The sequence below is a fragment of the Paenibacillus provencensis genome (assembly GCF_042678545.1).
GTDB lineage: Bacteria > Bacillota > Bacilli > Paenibacillales > Paenibacillaceae > Paenibacillus > Paenibacillus provencensis.
Window position 1 is genome coordinate 2,504,929 of sequence record NZ_JBHTKX010000001.1, and the last position, 16,605, is coordinate 2,521,533.

Annotated in this window: 15 protein-coding genes and 1 riboswitch; of the genes, 5 read left to right on the forward strand and 10 right to left on the reverse strand. The window is 44.6% G+C overall.

Annotation, left to right across the window (positions count from 1 at the left end; genetic code table 11):
- Position 1: 1 nt before the first annotated feature.
- The 5 genes from liaF to ytxC form a co-directional block, all read right to left on the reverse strand.
- Positions 2–1,024 (reverse strand): cell wall-active antibiotics response protein LiaF, encoded by a 1,023-nt coding sequence (gene liaF, locus ACFQ3J_RS12050; RefSeq protein ID WP_251581854.1) that lies wholly within the window; start codon positions 1,022–1,024, stop codon positions 2–4.
- Between the two features lie 196 nt (positions 1,025–1,220).
- Positions 1,221–1,454 carry a hypothetical protein gene (locus ACFQ3J_RS12055; protein ID WP_251581856.1) on the reverse strand — a complete coding sequence of 78 codons (234 nt, stop codon included), beginning with the start codon at positions 1,452–1,454 and terminating at the stop codon, positions 1,221–1,223.
- 202 nt (positions 1,455–1,656) lie between these two features.
- Complete coding sequence (locus ACFQ3J_RS12060; protein ID WP_091154443.1) at positions 1,657–2,220, reverse strand: 3D domain-containing protein; 564 nt, start codon at positions 2,218–2,220, stop codon at positions 1,657–1,659.
- Between the two features lie 110 nt (positions 2,221–2,330).
- On the reverse strand, positions 2,331–4,268 hold the full coding sequence (gene thrS / locus ACFQ3J_RS12065) for a threonine--tRNA ligase (RefSeq protein ID WP_251581858.1): 1,938 nt from the start codon (positions 4,266–4,268) through the stop codon (positions 2,331–2,333).
- A 353-nt stretch (positions 4,269–4,621) separates the two neighbouring features.
- The gene (ytxC, locus tag ACFQ3J_RS12070; RefSeq protein ID WP_091154438.1) at positions 4,622–5,557 is read right to left on the reverse strand and encodes a putative sporulation protein YtxC; all 936 of its coding nucleotides are present in this window, start codon (positions 5,555–5,557) and stop codon (positions 4,622–4,624) included.
- A 182-nt stretch (positions 5,558–5,739) separates the two neighbouring features.
- Here ytxC and ACFQ3J_RS12075 point away from each other — a divergent pair, with 182 nt between their 5' ends.
- From ACFQ3J_RS12075 to ACFQ3J_RS12090, 4 genes are all read left to right on the forward strand, one after another.
- Positions 5,740–6,117 carry a hypothetical protein gene (locus ACFQ3J_RS12075; RefSeq protein WP_251581860.1) on the forward strand — a complete coding sequence of 126 codons (378 nt, stop codon included), beginning with the start codon at positions 5,740–5,742 and terminating at the stop codon, positions 6,115–6,117.
- Between the two features lie 194 nt (positions 6,118–6,311).
- Entirely contained in the window at positions 6,312–6,806 is a 495-nt protein-coding gene (locus ACFQ3J_RS12080) for a cation:proton antiporter regulatory subunit (protein WP_251581862.1), read from the forward strand.
- A gap of 4 nt (positions 6,807–6,810) precedes the next feature.
- Positions 6,811–8,052 carry a cation:proton antiporter gene (locus ACFQ3J_RS12085; protein ID WP_251581863.1) on the forward strand — a complete coding sequence of 414 codons (1,242 nt, stop codon included), beginning with the start codon at positions 6,811–6,813 and terminating at the stop codon, positions 8,050–8,052.
- Between the two features lie 39 nt (positions 8,053–8,091).
- Positions 8,092–8,991, forward strand: coding sequence for a YitT family protein (locus tag ACFQ3J_RS12090; protein WP_251581864.1), 900 nt, complete (start codon positions 8,092–8,094; stop codon positions 8,989–8,991).
- A gap of 48 nt (positions 8,992–9,039) precedes the next feature.
- Here the strand turns inward: ACFQ3J_RS12090 and mqnC are convergent, their stop codons facing one another.
- The 4 genes from mqnC to metA form a co-directional block, all read right to left on the reverse strand.
- Positions 9,040–10,179, reverse strand: coding sequence for a cyclic dehypoxanthinyl futalosine synthase (gene mqnC, locus ACFQ3J_RS12095; protein ID WP_251581865.1), 1,140 nt, complete (start codon positions 10,177–10,179; stop codon positions 9,040–9,042).
- 216 nt (positions 10,180–10,395) lie between these two features.
- Complete coding sequence (locus ACFQ3J_RS12100) at positions 10,396–11,562, reverse strand: aminotransferase class I/II-fold pyridoxal phosphate-dependent enzyme (RefSeq protein ID WP_251581866.1); 1,167 nt, start codon at positions 11,560–11,562, stop codon at positions 10,396–10,398.
- On the reverse strand, positions 11,555–12,742 hold the full coding sequence (locus ACFQ3J_RS12105) for an aminotransferase class I/II-fold pyridoxal phosphate-dependent enzyme (RefSeq protein WP_251581867.1): 1,188 nt from the start codon (positions 12,740–12,742) through the stop codon (positions 11,555–11,557). Before ACFQ3J_RS12105 ends, ACFQ3J_RS12100 begins: the two co-directional genes overlap by 8 nt.
- A 36-nt stretch (positions 12,743–12,778) precedes the next feature.
- Complete coding sequence (gene metA / locus ACFQ3J_RS12110; protein ID WP_047909997.1) at positions 12,779–13,696, reverse strand: homoserine O-acetyltransferase MetA; 918 nt, start codon at positions 13,694–13,696, stop codon at positions 12,779–12,781.
- A 136-nt stretch (positions 13,697–13,832) separates the two neighbouring features.
- Positions 13,833–13,958, reverse strand: a riboswitch (SAM riboswitch).
- Between the two features lie 463 nt (positions 13,959–14,421).
- Here metA and corA point away from each other — a divergent pair.
- The gene (gene corA / locus ACFQ3J_RS12115) at positions 14,422–15,357 is read left to right on the forward strand and encodes a magnesium/cobalt transporter CorA (RefSeq protein ID WP_091154419.1); all 936 of its coding nucleotides are present in this window, start codon (positions 14,422–14,424) and stop codon (positions 15,355–15,357) included.
- Between the two features lie 78 nt (positions 15,358–15,435).
- Here corA and ACFQ3J_RS12120 read toward each other — a convergent pair whose 3' ends face one another.
- On the reverse strand, positions 15,436–16,440 hold the full coding sequence (locus tag ACFQ3J_RS12120) for an HRDC domain-containing protein (RefSeq protein WP_251581868.1): 1,005 nt from the start codon (positions 16,438–16,440) through the stop codon (positions 15,436–15,438).
- Positions 16,441–16,605: the final 165 nt, after the last annotated feature.

The following is a 16,605-nucleotide window of genomic DNA, read 5'->3' on the forward strand; positions in this document are numbered from 1 at the left end:
TTTAACCTACCGAGTTTACTTTAACGTCACCGATGAACACACTGACGACGATACGTACTTTCTTCTCTGCTTCTTTATAATTCGGTGTCTGTGCACTGACATTCCCCATAAACCCGCTCTTGGTTTCACTCAGCACGGTCATATCTCCAATAAAAGAATTGGAGTTGACGATAATGCCGAGGTCCATATCTCTAGGTGTAAATACTTTGATGTCACCAATAAACGCAGATATATTAATTCTTGTTTCTCCATAAGGAATTTGTGCTTTGGTTAAATCAATGACGGTGTCACCGATAAACTGAGATATGTTGGTAGGCTTGAGTTCATAATATTCGTCACCCAGCTTAATTTCACCTATAAATGTAGATTTGTTTAACTTCGAGCCGTCATTATACGTGTAACCGGTGTTCTTCTCGCTGTTGTCCCATTCATAGCTGTAGTTGTACTCATGCTTTTTCTTATGATGATTATTCTTATGATGCTTATTCTTATGTTGATGCTTCTGATTGTGTTCAAAATGGTAATCTTCTTCCCCTGAAGATTTTTTACCTTCACTGCTGTCGTCATGATCGTAAGTCTTTCCAAATTTCTGCTCGAACTGTTGGTCTAGGTCACTATACATCGGGGGCTCAGGCTCAACCGGGATATGATTCGGGAATGGTGCGGAATGATGAGACTCCGAGTGCTCTTTATGTTTTTTGCGATCTCTTCTTCGCGGGCTAAGAAGGACATACAAGCCGCCTCCCACAAGGGCAGCAGGAATTGCATACCGGAATAAGTCACCGAACGAGAGCGACACAAACCCTAGATTTTTGCCCATAAAATAAATACCTAGCGTGAGCAGCACCAGACCGCCAACATTATTCCTTTCCTTTAAATTGTTAAAACCGAGATACAATAAGATAACCGGCCAGAATGTCGAAATAATATACCCCAAGTTGATATCTCCTGTATCCCTAAGCCGAAGAAACACAATAATCCCGACACCAATAAGAAGGGCCGCGCCTACAATCCTGTTAAACATAGCTTTGATCTCCTCAATTCATTTTTGACTTTCCCTTACGAATTGCTTATTCATATACACTGCTTGTATGTATTCATTATATGTCAACGAAATGAAATGAAGGAGCGGCGCTGGAATGAAATTCATCTCAGTCTCTAGACCGATAAATTTCCTTTTAATGTAAAAAACAGGCCCCGAAGGGCCTGTCCTCTATGCATTATTGTTTTTTGTTCATTTTAGACTGTTGAACTTTTTGTGCAGTAGCGTTTGGCTCTGTGCCAAATTCTGCATCAAACTTCTCATTCGGTGTTTGGAAGTTCTCTTGCACTTTGTTCGTTTTTGCTTGTTGAACTTTTTGTGCAACATCATTTTGCTCTGCTCCAAATTCCGCATCATACTTCTCATTTGGTGTTTGGTAACCTTGAGCGTTTTGAGAATTTGCTTTTTTCACTTGGTTCACCTCCCTTTTCACGCAAGTGAATGATCTGCATGCTGATATCTGGGCGGGGTGTCTTTCAATCCCCGAAAAATATTATGTGACGATATATGTGATCTTATTCAGCTCGCTAAAAATAATAACAACACAAAAAAAGCCCGAAGAAATGCACAGAAAATGCTGTCGATTTCCTCGGACTCGCCTGATATAGCAGCTATTAGATTTCCTTGTCAAGCAGTGCATCCGGGATAAATTTATTAACCGTTAACGCCTCTCCTAGCTGCTTGATCATTTGCTCTGTACATTTTCCATTCCCTTGTTTCACGACTTGCACCTGCACATCCCGCTTTCCCCATTCACTATACACATCCCTTGTCGTGGGAAAATACAAGTCGATCTTGGAGCCTTTGATGGCAGAACCTGTATCCGCTACAATGCCATATCCATAACCAGGAATATACAGGACGGTGCCAAGCGGAAACACCTTGGGATCAGCAGCAATGGTCGAAACTCCTTCTTTATTACGGTGCACTTTGACGCCGGAGTAAGTAATTCCATACTCAGGATGATTCGGTCGTTTTCCTGTTGATTCATATCCTGCCGTATAACCAGTAGCTGTTACATGTATCGTGTGCAGCACCTGCTCGCTTTTGGGAGCGAGAACAGCCTCTGAATTCTGAGTGTCCCGAGCCATAGCCTGCGGATTACAGCACCATAAGGAGTAACAGATGAGCAGAAATTGAAGTAACATCATACGTCGCCGAATCATGCGATATCCCATAAGAAAGAACCTCCCTTTCATTAGCAGAGGTTCTCCATATCAAATAAATATTATGCAAAAAAGAATCAATTTCATAGTGAAATATGAAATTGATTCTTAACTGGTTTTTTCTACACTGTACGTGAATTAATTTCTTCTTTCAGCATCGCTACAACCTCTTGAAGCGGCTTCGCTCCGAGATCTCCCTCACCACGTTTGCGGACAGATACACTGCCCTCGTTCATTTCATTTTCCCCAACAATGAACATATAAGGAGTCTTCTCAAGCTGCGCTTCACGAATTTTGTAGCCCAATTTCTCATTCCGCAGATCGGCTTCTACGGAAATTCCAGCACGCTTCAGCTGGTCTTCAACCTGACGAGCATACTCTTCAAAGTGAATGGATACCGGAATGACTTTGGCTTGAACTGGAGACAGCCAAAGCGGAAGACTGCCGGCAAAGTTCTCAAGCAAGAACGCAGTGAAGCGTTCCATTGTAGACAGAATTCCGCGATGGATCACAACTGGACGATGCTTCTGGCCGTCTTCCCCAACGTATTCGAGTTCGAAACGCTCTGGCAGCAGGAAGTCAAGCTGTACAGTCGATAATGTCTCTTCCTTACCGAGTGCTGTTTTAATTTGGACATCCAATTTCGGACCATAGAATGCCGCTTCTCCTTCAGCTTCATAGAACGGCATATCGAGACCTTCTACAACCTCTTTGAGCATGCGCTGCGACATTTCCCACATCTCGTCGTTTTGGAAGTACTTCTCTGTATCCTGAGGATCACGATACGACAGACGGAAACGATAGTCCTGAATTCCGAAATCTTTGTAAGCAATCTTAATCAGCTCAATAACACGTGCGAATTCTTCCTTGATCTGATCCGGACGGCAGAAAATATGGGAATCGTTCAGCGTCATCGCACGTACGCGATGCAATCCAGTCAGTGCTCCTGACATTTCATAACGATGCATCATACCAAGCTCCGCAATACGTACTGGAAGATCACGATAACTGTGCATTTCATTTTTATATACCATCATATGGTGCGGACAGTTCATTGGACGAAGGACAAGCGATTCGTTATCCAGCTCCATTGTCGGGAACATATCCTCCTGATAGTGCTCCCAGTGACCCGAAGTCTTGTAGAGCTCGACATTGCCCAGTACTGGAGTATATACGTGCTGATAGCCAAGGCTTTCTTCCAAATCTACAATGTAACGCTCCAGTGTACGGCGCAGCTTGGCACCATTCGGCAGCCAGATCGGCAGACCTTGACCTACGAGCTGAGAGAAAGTGAACATGCCCAGCTCTTTACCCAGCTTACGATGGTCACGCTTCTTTGCCTCTTCGAGGTAATGCAAATGCTCATCAAGCTGAGCTTTCTTGGCAAACGCAGTACCGTATACACGCTGCAGCATTTTATTCTTGCTGTCACCGCGCCAGTAAGCTCCGGCCACGTTCATCAGCTTGAACACCTTGATTTTGCCAGTGGAAGGAACGTGTGGTCCGCGGCATAAATCGAAGAATTCACCTTGCTCATAAATGGAAATGATGCTGTCCTCCGGGAGATCACGGATCAGCTCCAGCTTATAAGGATCACCAACCTCATCAAAGATGCGAAGCGCTTCTTCTCTGCTCACTTCTTTGCGAACGATCGGAAGATTCTCATTCACGATTCGTTCCATTTCTTTCTCGATCTTGAGCAAATCTTCTGGGTTAAGCCCATGCTCAAGATCCATATCGTAATAGAATCCATCTTCAATGACGGGACCTACACCGAGGTGAACCTCTTTGTTTCCAAATAAACGTTTAACCGCTTGGGCCAGCAAATGAGCGGAACTGTGACGAAGCACTTCAAGCCCATCTGAAGAATCGCCTGTTACGATCTCCACTACGGCTCCCTCACGAAGCGGAGTGGACAGATCCACCACAATTCCATCCATCTTTCCTGCTAGAGCATTCTTTTTCAGTCCGCTGCTAATGGAAGCTGCAACATCAAGAATGCTGGCACCATTCTCATACTCTCTGACAGATCCGTCTGGCAATTTGATACTAACTGACATGTTTACTTCCTCCTCATCGCTTGTATAAGCCGGTGACGAAAGAGTGTATATTACGCGAACGCAAAAAACACCCGTCCCGGCAAGGGACGAGTGTTTATACTCGTGGTTCCACCCTAATTCAGCTGCTTCAGCCATAAATTGCACTAATCAGCCCTCATTTAAGCATGCATGATAACGGACATGATTCCGGCGGTTCTTACTAGCTTCCTCGTAAGGATAAACGTTCTGAACGGCAGCTACAAAGGGGTAAGTCTGTAGCAGGTAACCGGAGGAAATTGCAGCCTGATGTTCCCTCTCTCTGTACTGTCCTTCTCTAAGACCCTTGTCTTTGTCATCGCTTTTGATAAACAGTATTATAATTCCAAAGTTTCCTCTTCGTCAAGTGACAATGAACCAGAATCCGTTAAGCTCCGGCAATGAACACAGCTTCGGCAGATTTCCACCTTATCTTCAAATATTTGAGTTATGGCATGGATGAGCGGAAATTCCGGAGTTGCTGTATGCAGCTTCATTTTTTTAGGAGAAATTGAGATTAATCTGCTTATAATCATATCCTCAACTTCCATCTCCAGCTCCATACCCGGTATTTCCATAATTACACTATCTTCTTGAGGCATTGGCATCGGCTTATAAGCTTCGTCAAGCAAAATAAAATCATGCTTGCCCTTATGAACCACATGGATTAAAGGGACCTTGGGATCCTGAAAATAAACAAAGTATTTCAATAAGCTCATGAATTCTTCATATTGACGATCCATATAAAACTCGTCTAACGCATACTCCACAATCTCATGCAGTTCATTCTTGTATTCCTGAAGACGAAATTGGATAGCTCCTTCCAAGTGAACAACGGGTACGTCCTGAAGTGTATCCAGAATGCCTCTTGTGAGCTTGCCATGTCTTAGCTCGCGTGTACCCTGCTGTGTCTCCAATCTTGATTTCAACAGAGGTGCACATATAAGCTTCACCCGATCCATCTCATCCGGGTCCATATTGATGCATTCCCTTTCAATCATTCGCTTCAGCTGCTGCTCTTCTTTGCATTCAATGACATAATCAGCTAGACCCGAAGCCATAATTTCATACATACGCGGCAATCCTTCTTCGAATCCCGGGTGGTTCTCATATCCTTTGCAGATCCAGGCTGCCTTGCCCTCATGCTGACGATATGAGAAACGGAACCCTTGTTTACTTATATGTAACCCCTTGGTCTTATCTTTAATGAATCGGTAAAAGTGTTCCGCTGTATCTTGATCCTGGGCCTCCGTCCATACCACGAACAATTCCACAAGGCTCACTCCCTTCTCTTTCTTAGAATTATTATATGGTCAGCAAGAAGGGGATATACGAAGCGGCTTTTTGGAAAGTATGTCATGTTTTCTCAATATAAAAGAAAATAAATACCTATTTGGAGTCGACATAAATTTGTGTTATTATTTTTATAACAGTATCATGCTAGGAGGGATAAGAGATGAAATACAACAGAACAGTATATAAATTCATATTTATTGTATTTATTTGTATTATCCCGATCATCTCATTCCAGTATCCGGTGATTGAAGGAGACGTTGACACTACGCATCTTCTTAAGATGAAAGGCAAAAGCGATCTGATCTATGAAGAACCGATGGATAATACAATGAGCAACCATCCCAAGTCGATGATCAAGTCACCAGGATTCCAGCCTAAAGCGCTGAATGAGGCGAATTACCTGTTCATGATGCTGGCGGTATTCTTGCTGTTCGAATACCTCATTATTAATCCGCCCTTCAAGGCGTATTACGGCCTTATAAAGCGAAAGCTTTACCTAGAGCCTATAAAATTCACTTCTATTTTTGTTGGTGTCTAACTAGGTCGTGTCTTAAGACTTTAAAAGAAAACAGATTTGACTCCATTTTATTCTAAGCAAGGTGCCTTTTCAGCTTTTAGCAGGCTTAGCAGTGGATGAATAGGTATTGAGATCTGCCTATATGTGAGTTTTAAGACACGCCCCAGCCTATACTATTAGAACTAAAACATGATTTATAGGAGGCATTAACAACCATGGAAATTCGTGAAACTGATCTGCCGGGTATCGGCCGAAAATTTCAAGCTACAACCAGCAGTGGAGATAAAATTGTTGTCGTTATTCATGACGACGGTCGTCGTGAAATGTATCACTTTGAATATGAGGATCCAGACCAAAGCATCTCCATGATCTCACTTGAGGATTATGAAGCACGTCAGCTGGCGGCGATTGTTGGTGGAATGACTTACAAGCCTAAGCAGCTTGAGCGTGTAGAGATGACGCTGGACGATTTAATTATTGAATGGTATAAGATTGATGGAAATTACAATTGTGTAGGCAAAACCATTGGTGAGCTGGACATTCGTCAGAATTCCGGCGCGACCATTATTGCTGTTATGGAGAAGAGTAATAAGAAGCATATCAGCCCCGGTCCGGATCTGAAGATAGCGGCCGACTCTACTCTCATCGCAGTAGGTGAAAGACAGCAGCAACAGAAACTAAAACAAATTTTAAAGGATGGAAGATGGTGAGAACGTGGATCATTTGGTACTAGAAGTCGGTCTGGCGATTGCTCTCATCGCAGCTGCCGGACTGATCTCCTCTAAACTACGGTTCTCCGTTATTCCATTCTACATTTTGATTGGTATGGCGGTTGGACCTCATGCAGCTAAAATATGGCATCTCGACTTTCGTTTTATCGAGAGCGCCGGTCTTATTGAATTCCTTGGTCGTATCGGCGTCTTGTTCCTGCTCTTCTATCTGGGACTTGAATTCTCAGTCGGCAGATTGCTGAAGTCAGGCAAGTCCATCGTCGTAGGCGGCAGTATTTATATAGGTATTAACTTTACACTCGGACTCGTTCTCGGCTTTGCCGGTGGCTTCCCCGTCGCCGAAGCACTTATCATTGCAGGTATTACAACCATATCTTCAAGTGCCATCGTTGCCAAAGTGCTTGTCGATCTAAAACGTACAGCCAATCCGGAAACGGAAATGATTCTAGGTATAATCATGTTTGAGGACGTCTTCCTCGCCGTTTATATTTCTATTCTGTCCGGTCTGGTTCTCAGTGACTCGTCATCCATTGGCGGCGTCATTATGTCAGCACTCATTGCTCTCGGCTACATGCTGATTGTTATTATCCTGGGACGCAAGCTGGTACCTCTCTTGAATAAACTGCTTAATATCCGAAACAATGAGCTATTCTCACTCGTAATCTTCGGATCCTTATTCCTGGTAGCCGGCTTCTCAGAAACAATTCATGTCGCTGAAGCCATCGGAGCCCTGCTTGTCGGACTTGTTCTGGCAGAAACTACGCATGCGAAGCGGATCGAGCATCTAATTATGCCATTCAAGGATTTCTTCGGTGCGATCTTCTTCTTTAGCTTTGGTCTCTCTATCGACCCATTGTCTCTTGGAGGAGAAGCTGTATGGCTGGCACTCATCGCAGTAATTATTACCTTGATCGGTAACTTTACAGCGGGAATGCTTGCCGGACGCAGTGCGGGATTGTCTCCCAAGGCATCCTCCAATATTGGTCTGACCATCGTCTCCCGCGGAGAATTCTCCATCTTGCTGGCAAACATGGCCGCAACGGGCGGACTTATGGCAATCATTCAGCCTTTTGCTGCGATCTACGTGCTTATTCTAGCCATACTCGGACCTCTTCTAACCAAAGAGTCCAAGCAAGTTTATCGTTTACTGGATAAAGTCTTCAAGTTTAAGAACACGAAGAAGCAGCAGAAGTCTGAAATGCTTCAAGAAAAAACGATCGAGTAATGTGATAAAGCAAGGATGAATGAATAAAGGAGGAATAGAATGAAACAGCCTCCACATTCTACTCGTCTCATCGATGCAGTATCCAAGGTATCTAAGCCACATCGTGTTTGGTTGAAGAAGCTGTTGCTCGTGACCTTGGGCAGCATTCTGGCATCGATCGGGCTGGAGCTTTTCCTGCATCCGAATCAGCTCATTGTCGGCGGTGTCACCGGCATATCCGCTATGTTTGCATATCAAATGGAAATGCGGCTTGGATTATTTTTATTCTTGTTCAACCTGCCATTCATTCTCTTCTCTTATGGGAGAGTTCATAAACAATTTGCCATCGTCACTGTATTAGGCTTAACGGTGTTCTCACTAAGTGCATTAATGCTCCATTCTTTGCCTGCAGTCCTGACTCATCCGCTGGCAGCTGCAATATTAGGCGGCTTGTTTCTAGGACTTGGCATTGGGCTCGTGCTCAATAATGGCGGTACACTGGATACACTGGCTGTAAGCCATACCAACTCTAATCTGGCTGGGAAGAGATTGAAGATTAAGCTTGAAAGCATCATTATGGTGATGAATCTTCTCATTCTTACCGGAGCAGGCATCAAGTTCGGAGCACAGCAGGCCATGTACTCGATACTTGCTTACTTAGTTGCTGTTGAAGCCGTCCACTTTGCAATGAGAGGCTTCACCTTCAACCGCAAAGTTTGTATTGCCAGTATGCAAACGGATAAGCTGCAGAAGGCAATTAAAGCAAGGATTAACAGAGTACCTGAGCCTTTTGCAACAGCCAATCGAGCGCATGAAACGGATTGGAATCAAATACCGGTTCTCTATTACACCATACATGTGCTTGAAACAAGAGCATTCAAATCCATCGTTCGTTCGGTTGACCCACATGCTAGTGTGATCTTTAATATGGATGAGCCAAAAAATCATAACAAATTATGAAAAAAACGCAGCAGGTCACTGTACCTGCTGCGCTTTTTTTGGGTTGATCTAATTCTGCATCACAAAATCATTCTCAATCTTGCTGCCAGGACTATCGAATACGCGCAAAATGTCGTATTTCGTATTCCGCTGTGCCGGGGTATTGCCTGTCTCCCGAATCAGTTCAAGAATGGAGTTAATATTCACTTTGTGTGTAGCACCTGCTGCAGAAACCACATTCTCCTCAATCATCGTACTTCCGAAGTCATTGCAGCCGTAACGAAGGGAGAGCTTGCCGACTTCCGGTCCCATGGTTACCCAAGAAGATTGAATATTCTTAATATTGTCCAGGAACAAACGGCTGATGGCAACTGTCTTCAGATATGCTTCCGGAGTTTGGCGCTCTTTTTTCAAATTGGTGTTATCCGGCTGGAAGGTCCAAGGAATGAACGCAAGGAACCCTTCCGAATCATACCCATTCTGGATGCATTCATCCTGGGCGTCACGAACACGCTGCAGATGAAGCGCCCGCTCCTCCATCGTCTCGCCAAATCCAATAACCATCGTTGCTGTCGTATTCATGCCGATTCTGTGCGCGGTCTGCATTACATCCATCCAGTCACGCCATGAGCCCTTGAGCCGGCTGATCTTGCGGCGTGTGCGGTCATCAAGAATCTCGGCCCCTCCGCCTGGAAGAGAATCAAGTCCCGCTTCATGAATCTGCCTAACTACTTCTTCAAGGGATAAACCATCGGACACTTCGCGCATTTTCATAATTTCAGCTGGAGAGAAGGAGTGCATCGTAATATCAGGGAACCGTTCTTTAATCCCGCGCAGCAGATCAGTATAATAGCTGAACGGAAGGTTCGGATTGGTTCCTCCCTGCATTAGTATTTCTGTTCCGCCCACGTCCTGGGTTTCCTGAATTTTTTGGAAAATCACTTCATCCGGCAGCACATAGCCTTCATCTGAGCCTGGTCTGCGATAAAAAGCACAAAAACGGCAGTACACATCACATATATTCGTGTAGTTGATGTTCCGGCCGATGACAAACGTCGTGATCGGTTCGGGATGCATCCGCTTCATGATGACATGCGCAGCCTCACCAATTTTTTCGACTTCATCCGATTCAAACAAAAGAGTTGCGTCCTCCACCGTCAGACGCTCACCATTCAAAGCTTTATCTAAGATATGGTTTACTCCGCTCATACGGCAGCCTCCCTTATCGTTAATATGTAACAATAAATAGAAATATTGTCTTGTCTATCGTAACATAGGTTAAATGTGAAAAGAAGCACCTATTACAAGCATGCTTCTTCTACCGTAGTTAGATTTGTTCAGATTATCACAATGTTCACATTGAACTACTGAATTCTCTTTCCACAATAAACTTTAGATTACCGATACGTTTATCCGTTGCCATTATTAATTGGCTCCCAAGGCCTGATCCAGATCCGCAATCAGATCATCGATATCTTCAAGTCCTACAGAGAACCGTAATAGTCCGTCTGTAATCCCTCTGTCAATCCTGAAATCCTGCGGCATTGCTGCATGTGACATCATCGCCGGGTAAGAGAGTATGCTCTCCACCGCACCAAGACTTACGGCAACCAGTGGAAGCTTCACTGCATTCAGCACCTGCTTAGCACGATCCCCCGACCCTACATCAAAGGAGACAACTGCCCCATATCCAGTCGATTGACTCTCATGTATCTCTCTTCCAGGATGATTTATCAGGCCAGGATAGTACACGGCATCAATGTCAGAACGATTCGTCAGCCATGCGGCAAGCTTGGCGGCACTTTGCTCTGAATGTGCCATTCTTGCACCCAGTGTCTTCATCCCGCGCATGAGCAGCCAGGATTCCTGAGCACCAAGAACCGTGCCAAGACCATTCTGCAGCTTCTTCAGCTCGTTGCCAATGGCCTCTGTACGGGCTACAGCAAGACCGGCAAGCACATCACTATGTCCACCGAGGAATTTGGTTGCACTATGCAGAACAATATCTACACCTTGTTCGATCGGCCGCTGATAATAAGGAGTCATGAACGTATTATCAAGGAGTGTAATCAGACCTTTCTCCTGAGCCCAAGCTGTCACTCCTGCTACATCGGTAATACGAAGCGTTGGGTTCGACGGTGTTTCCATAAATACAGCTTTGGTATTCGAACGATATGCAGCTTTGACCTTGTCCAGATCCGTCATATCGACAAATGTGGTTTCAATATTCATCCGGGTCAAAATCGTGCTGAGCAAGCGGTAAGTACCTCCATATACATCCTCAGTAGCGATAATATGATCTCCCGCAGAGAAGATCATTAGTGCACTGGAGATGGCGGCCATTCCAGAGGAGTAAGCAAATCCTCGAACGCCTCCTTCCAGTAAAGCAATATAGTCCTCTAGCGCCTGGCGTGTCGGATTCCCTGAACGGCTGTAATCATGAACCGGTGGAGAGAATATATCATGATGATGAAAAGTGGAAGCCTGGTAGATCGGCACACTGGAAGCGCCTGTGCCTTCATCAATCTCTGCCCCGAAATGCAGGAGCTTCGTATCAAATTTATAGGAGTCGCCGCGGTCTGTCTTACTCATGTGCTGCGCCTCCCTCAATCTCTTGATGAGCCTTATCAAACGCCTGACTTAAATCAGCAACGATATCATCAATATGCTCGATTCCAACCGAGAAACGAAGCAGTCTCGCATCAACACCGATCGCATCGCGAATTTCCACCGGAATATCCGCATGGGTCTGTACAGCCGGATAGGTCATAAGCGACTCTACTCCACCCAAGCTCTCCGCAAAAGCGACCAGCTTGATATGTCTCAGGATCGGCTCCACATATCTTGCATCCTTCACTTTGAAGGAAAGAATACCTGTGTTGCCGCTGGATTGTTTATTTTGAATCTCATGCCCTGCATGATCCGTAAGTGCAGGATAATAGACATCTGTAATTAGTGAATGCTCGAGTAGAAATTCTGCCACTTTGGTCGCGTTGTATTCATGCCGCTCCATACGCAGCGCGAGTGTCTTCATACCGCGCATCAGCTGATAGCTGTCACTTGGAGAGAGTACAGCTCCAATTGAATTATGTAGAAAAGCCATCTCTTCCGACAGTTCTTTACCCTTCGTTACAATGAGGCCACAGAGTACATCGTTATGACCGCCCAGATATTTGGTAGCACTGTGCATAACAATATCTGCGCCAAGCTCAATGGGACGCTGGAAATACGGTGTAAGCAGTGTATTATCCACAATAGACAATAGTCCATGCTTTCTTGCCCAGCCACAGACTTTCTCAATATCTGTAATCATCATGAGGGGATTGGTCGGTGTCTCAATAAAAATGGCTTTGGTATTTTCATTTCTTACACTTTCGAGTGCGTCAATATCATTCGTGTCCACGTAGCTTGCGGTAATGCCGTTCTTGGACAAGATCCTCTCCACCAAACGATACGTACCGCCATAAAGATCAAGCGAAATAATCAGATGGTCTCCTTGCCCGAATTTGGCAAAGATCGTCATAATTGCCGCCATACCCGAGCTGCATGCGAACCCTGCATCACCAGATTCCAGCTCGGCTGCTGCTTCTTCCAGAACCTTTCTGGTTGGATTCGTCGTACGAATATAATCAAATCCAGTACTTTGACCAAGCTTTGGATGTCTGAAGGCAGTAGATTGGTAGATCGGGAAATTAACTGCCCCCGTCACCGGCTCTTTCACTGACCCAATCTGTGCTAATCGGCTTTCAATGTTTAGTTTATTGTCTCCCATTCGTAACATCCTCCTCTAAGTTAGGTAGAATTCAACTTAAATTTGTGGTCCAATATCATACGGCGTCTCTTGGTATACATAATAGTTGAGCCAGTTAGAGAAGAGCAGATTGGCGTGGGCTCTCCAGGTCGATGGCGGGACCTTTGAAGGATCATTATTTGGAAAATAGTTATACGGTAGCTTCACATCAAGCCCTTTGTCCTTATCCCGATCATACTCCCATTTCAAAGATAATGGATCATATTCGGAATGGCCTGTTACAAAAATCTGCTTCCCATCCTCAGTAGCTACGATATAAACCCCGGCTTCCTCTGATTCAGACAGGATCTCAAGACCAGGGACCTGCTCAATATCCTCTCTTGTCACTTCCGTATGCCGTGAATGCGGTGCGAGGAACACTTCATCAAAGCCTCGGAGCAGCTTCACATGAGATTTGTTGATCGTATGATGGAACACGCCAAAGCATTTTTCAGGAAGGCCCACCTTCGGCACATTAAAGTGATGGTATAGACCGGCTTGTGAGGCCCAACATATATGCATTGTAGAGGTTACATTCGTTTTGGTCCATTCAAAAATCTGCTGGATCTCTTCCCAATAGGTGACTTCCTCAAAATCCATTTGCTCAACGGGCGCTCCAGTAATGATCATGCCGTCAAAGCGAAGATGCTTAATCTCGTCAAATGTCTTGTAGAACATATCCAGATACTCTTGAGACGTGTTCTTGGATACATGAGACTTGGGATGAATGAGCACAACATCGACTTGAATTGGTGTATTACCGATCAGGCGGAGCAGCTGTGTTTCGGTCGTTTCCTTCGTAGGCATGAGATTCAGTATCCCAATACGAAGGGGCCGGATATCCTGCCTGTACGCATGGCTTTCGTCCATGACGAAGATGTTTTCTCCTGCAAGCACTTCCTTGGCTGGTAAAGCGTCTGGAATTTTAATTGGCATTAATACTCCTCCTTTAGTGGTGTTTGAAGAGCGAATATCATGAGAGCATGGGGGAGCGAGAATATTTCGTCCTAACACAAAAAGACCTTACTCGGTAATCGAGAAAGGTCATCTGTTCGTATTCGAAAATGCGCCTCTCTCATCTCTCAATTCGTCTGTAGCCTTAATAATAAGATCAGACGACTGCAAGAATTAGCACCGTGCATATTTGCCGGTTGCCGGGTATCATCGGGCTAGTCCCTCCACCTACTCTTGATAAGATTTCGCTATATTTTGTTGTCATATAACCATTACTATAATGATTAGTGCGATATTCGTCAAGAACTGGAATTTCAAAAATAGGATCAGACGACAGCCAGACGACAGCCCAAGAAGATAAAGCACCCGTTTCGCTTAATATACATAGACTGCCTATATAAATAGTGTAATATTTTCATTCTTGATTGCTTAATTCGAGAGCGTTATACTAGTCAAGTGTTAAATATAAAAAATGATGGGGTGACGTAAAATGGAAGGCGACCCGAGGCCTAACTGGCAGCCGAATAAAGATAACCATATAGGATGTACCATCAGCTTGCCGGGTGGACGGGAGTGCATATTTTACGAGCGAATCCTCTTCTCTATACCTGCTTAATTTGTGTGGCCCTTCACCTGTCCAGCACTGATGCGTTCACTTTCCTTCGCTATTCAGCTGTTTACGGGAGATTAATAAGGAGTGGATACACATGAAAATAAGACTGGTGAATGAAGGGGTTTTTACTCCGTTTGACAACATTGAAGATACCATTACTCCTCCCGCTGAAGGATTCTACTGGATTGATGCAGATGTCGATGATCTGGCTGTGCTGCAGCCGCTCTTCTCCATGCATGATCTGGCCGTTGAAGACTGTCTCAGTGAGGAAGAACAGCGTCCAAAGCTTGAAATATATGAAAGCCATTATTTTATCGTCGTTAACAGCATCCGGTTTGATGATGAAGAAATATTTTTGCGTGCCGTAAACCTTTTTCTTGGACGACATTACATCATTACCGTTACGAAGCAGAAGGTCAATGAGCTGCGCACACTCAAGCCTATACTGTGGGAAGAAGAAGTCAGCACACCTGACCGTTTCCTGTATTACCTCGTCGATTCGATCGTCGACAATTATTTTACAGTCGGTGACCGGCTTGAAGCACGGATTGATGAGCTGGAAGAAGACATTCTGATGCATACCAAGAAGTCGCATCTGAACGAAATTATTGGACTTCGAGGCGAAATTCTGTGGTTAAGAAAGGCATTGTCGCCACAAAAAGAAGTCATCAATACGCTCAACAAAAAAGATCTGCGGCTTATTGATGACCAGTTACAGAAATATTTCAGCGACATTTATGAAAATGCGGTGAAAATATCTGAAACGTTCGATACGCTCCGTGATCTGATGGGTAACTTGCGAGAGGCTTATCAATCTAGTATTTCAAACCGTGCCAATGAAATTATGCGTGTGTTCACCGCGATCACTACGGTGTTCATGCCATTAACTTTGATCACAGGAATCTATGGGATGAACTTCAACAACATGCCGGAATTAAATTATAAATATGCTTATTTTATCGTCATTGGAGTGATCGTCGTACTCGGTCTATCCATGTACTGGATCTTCCGCAAGAAAGACTGGATATGAAATCTCCGTCATTATCATATGGATACGTAAGGGTCCGGAGCTGTCCTAGACAGAGTTCGGACCCTTTATTTTGATAATCTATCCGACCTGTCGATCTGCTTCTGTCTGTCTTCTAAACCGAATGCGAACCATACGCAGACGCTCGTACAGCTGATCCAGCGGCCCGACAGAAGTAGGATCTTCGCCATATACACGCTGCAGTACCGGCTTCAAGAAGCCCGTGCCCAGCTCGTCATATGCATTCCATATCAGCTCCTGCTCTTCATCGGTCATCCATACTAGCTCCTTGGCAATCAGCGCTTCTGTATCATATCCGCCCTTCTCCAGCTCCTCAAGAAAATCGACCAATTCTCTTCGTGTCAATCCAGAGCTTGTACTGATCTCATCCAAGGAAAGACTGCTTGCAATACCTGTTAGTACAGTCTTCTTCAGAGTAAAACGTTCCAGCTCTTGCTTATACTTCTGCTCCTTTTGCTTGAATACCCAGGTTTCATACTCCTCTTCATTCAGCACTTCATTTACCCAATCTAGCGGAAATGCATGCTCTCTTGCTTCATTTACAGTAATAGCTAGTATCTCTTCCCCATACTCAGCCGCCTTATTATCACCGACACCAGGCAGCTCGCGCAGCTCCTCCAGCGTATGCGGAACATAGGCACTGATCATCCGAAGCAACCGATTGCTGGCAATAAAATAAGGGGCTTTACGCTCTGTCTGAGCCTTCCTTCTCCGCCATACACACAATTCCTGGTATAACTCTTCACGTCCGTAAAGTTCACTATAGCATTGCAGCTTGGTCGCTCCTTGATTTCTCGTCCTTGTGTCACCTGCTTCATGAAACACACCTTCAATGAGGGGTCTATATCCCTCACTCATTTTGACTGCCAGCTGCAAGCGATAAATATGCATCATCTCATTCCATGAGGTACCTTCATACCAGATGTCTGACACATCTTCATCCAAACTGTTCTTGTTCCAGCCCAGCTTCCACAATCCTTCTTCTTCTCCAATCCACAACTGTGCATAATTCACTTCCACTCCAGGAACCGTATTTGAAAGCTGATTCATAAATACAATCTTCATAGCCTTTTGCCCTCCTCCTTAAGTCAGCCCAGCACGTACGATAAAATAACAAAAAAAGCACCCCTCCCACATATAAATGCGAGAGAGGTGCTTCCTCTTGGATTCCGTACTGTTCTGTTAGTCAACATCATACCATAATTAATAAATATTTCAAGAACATAAATG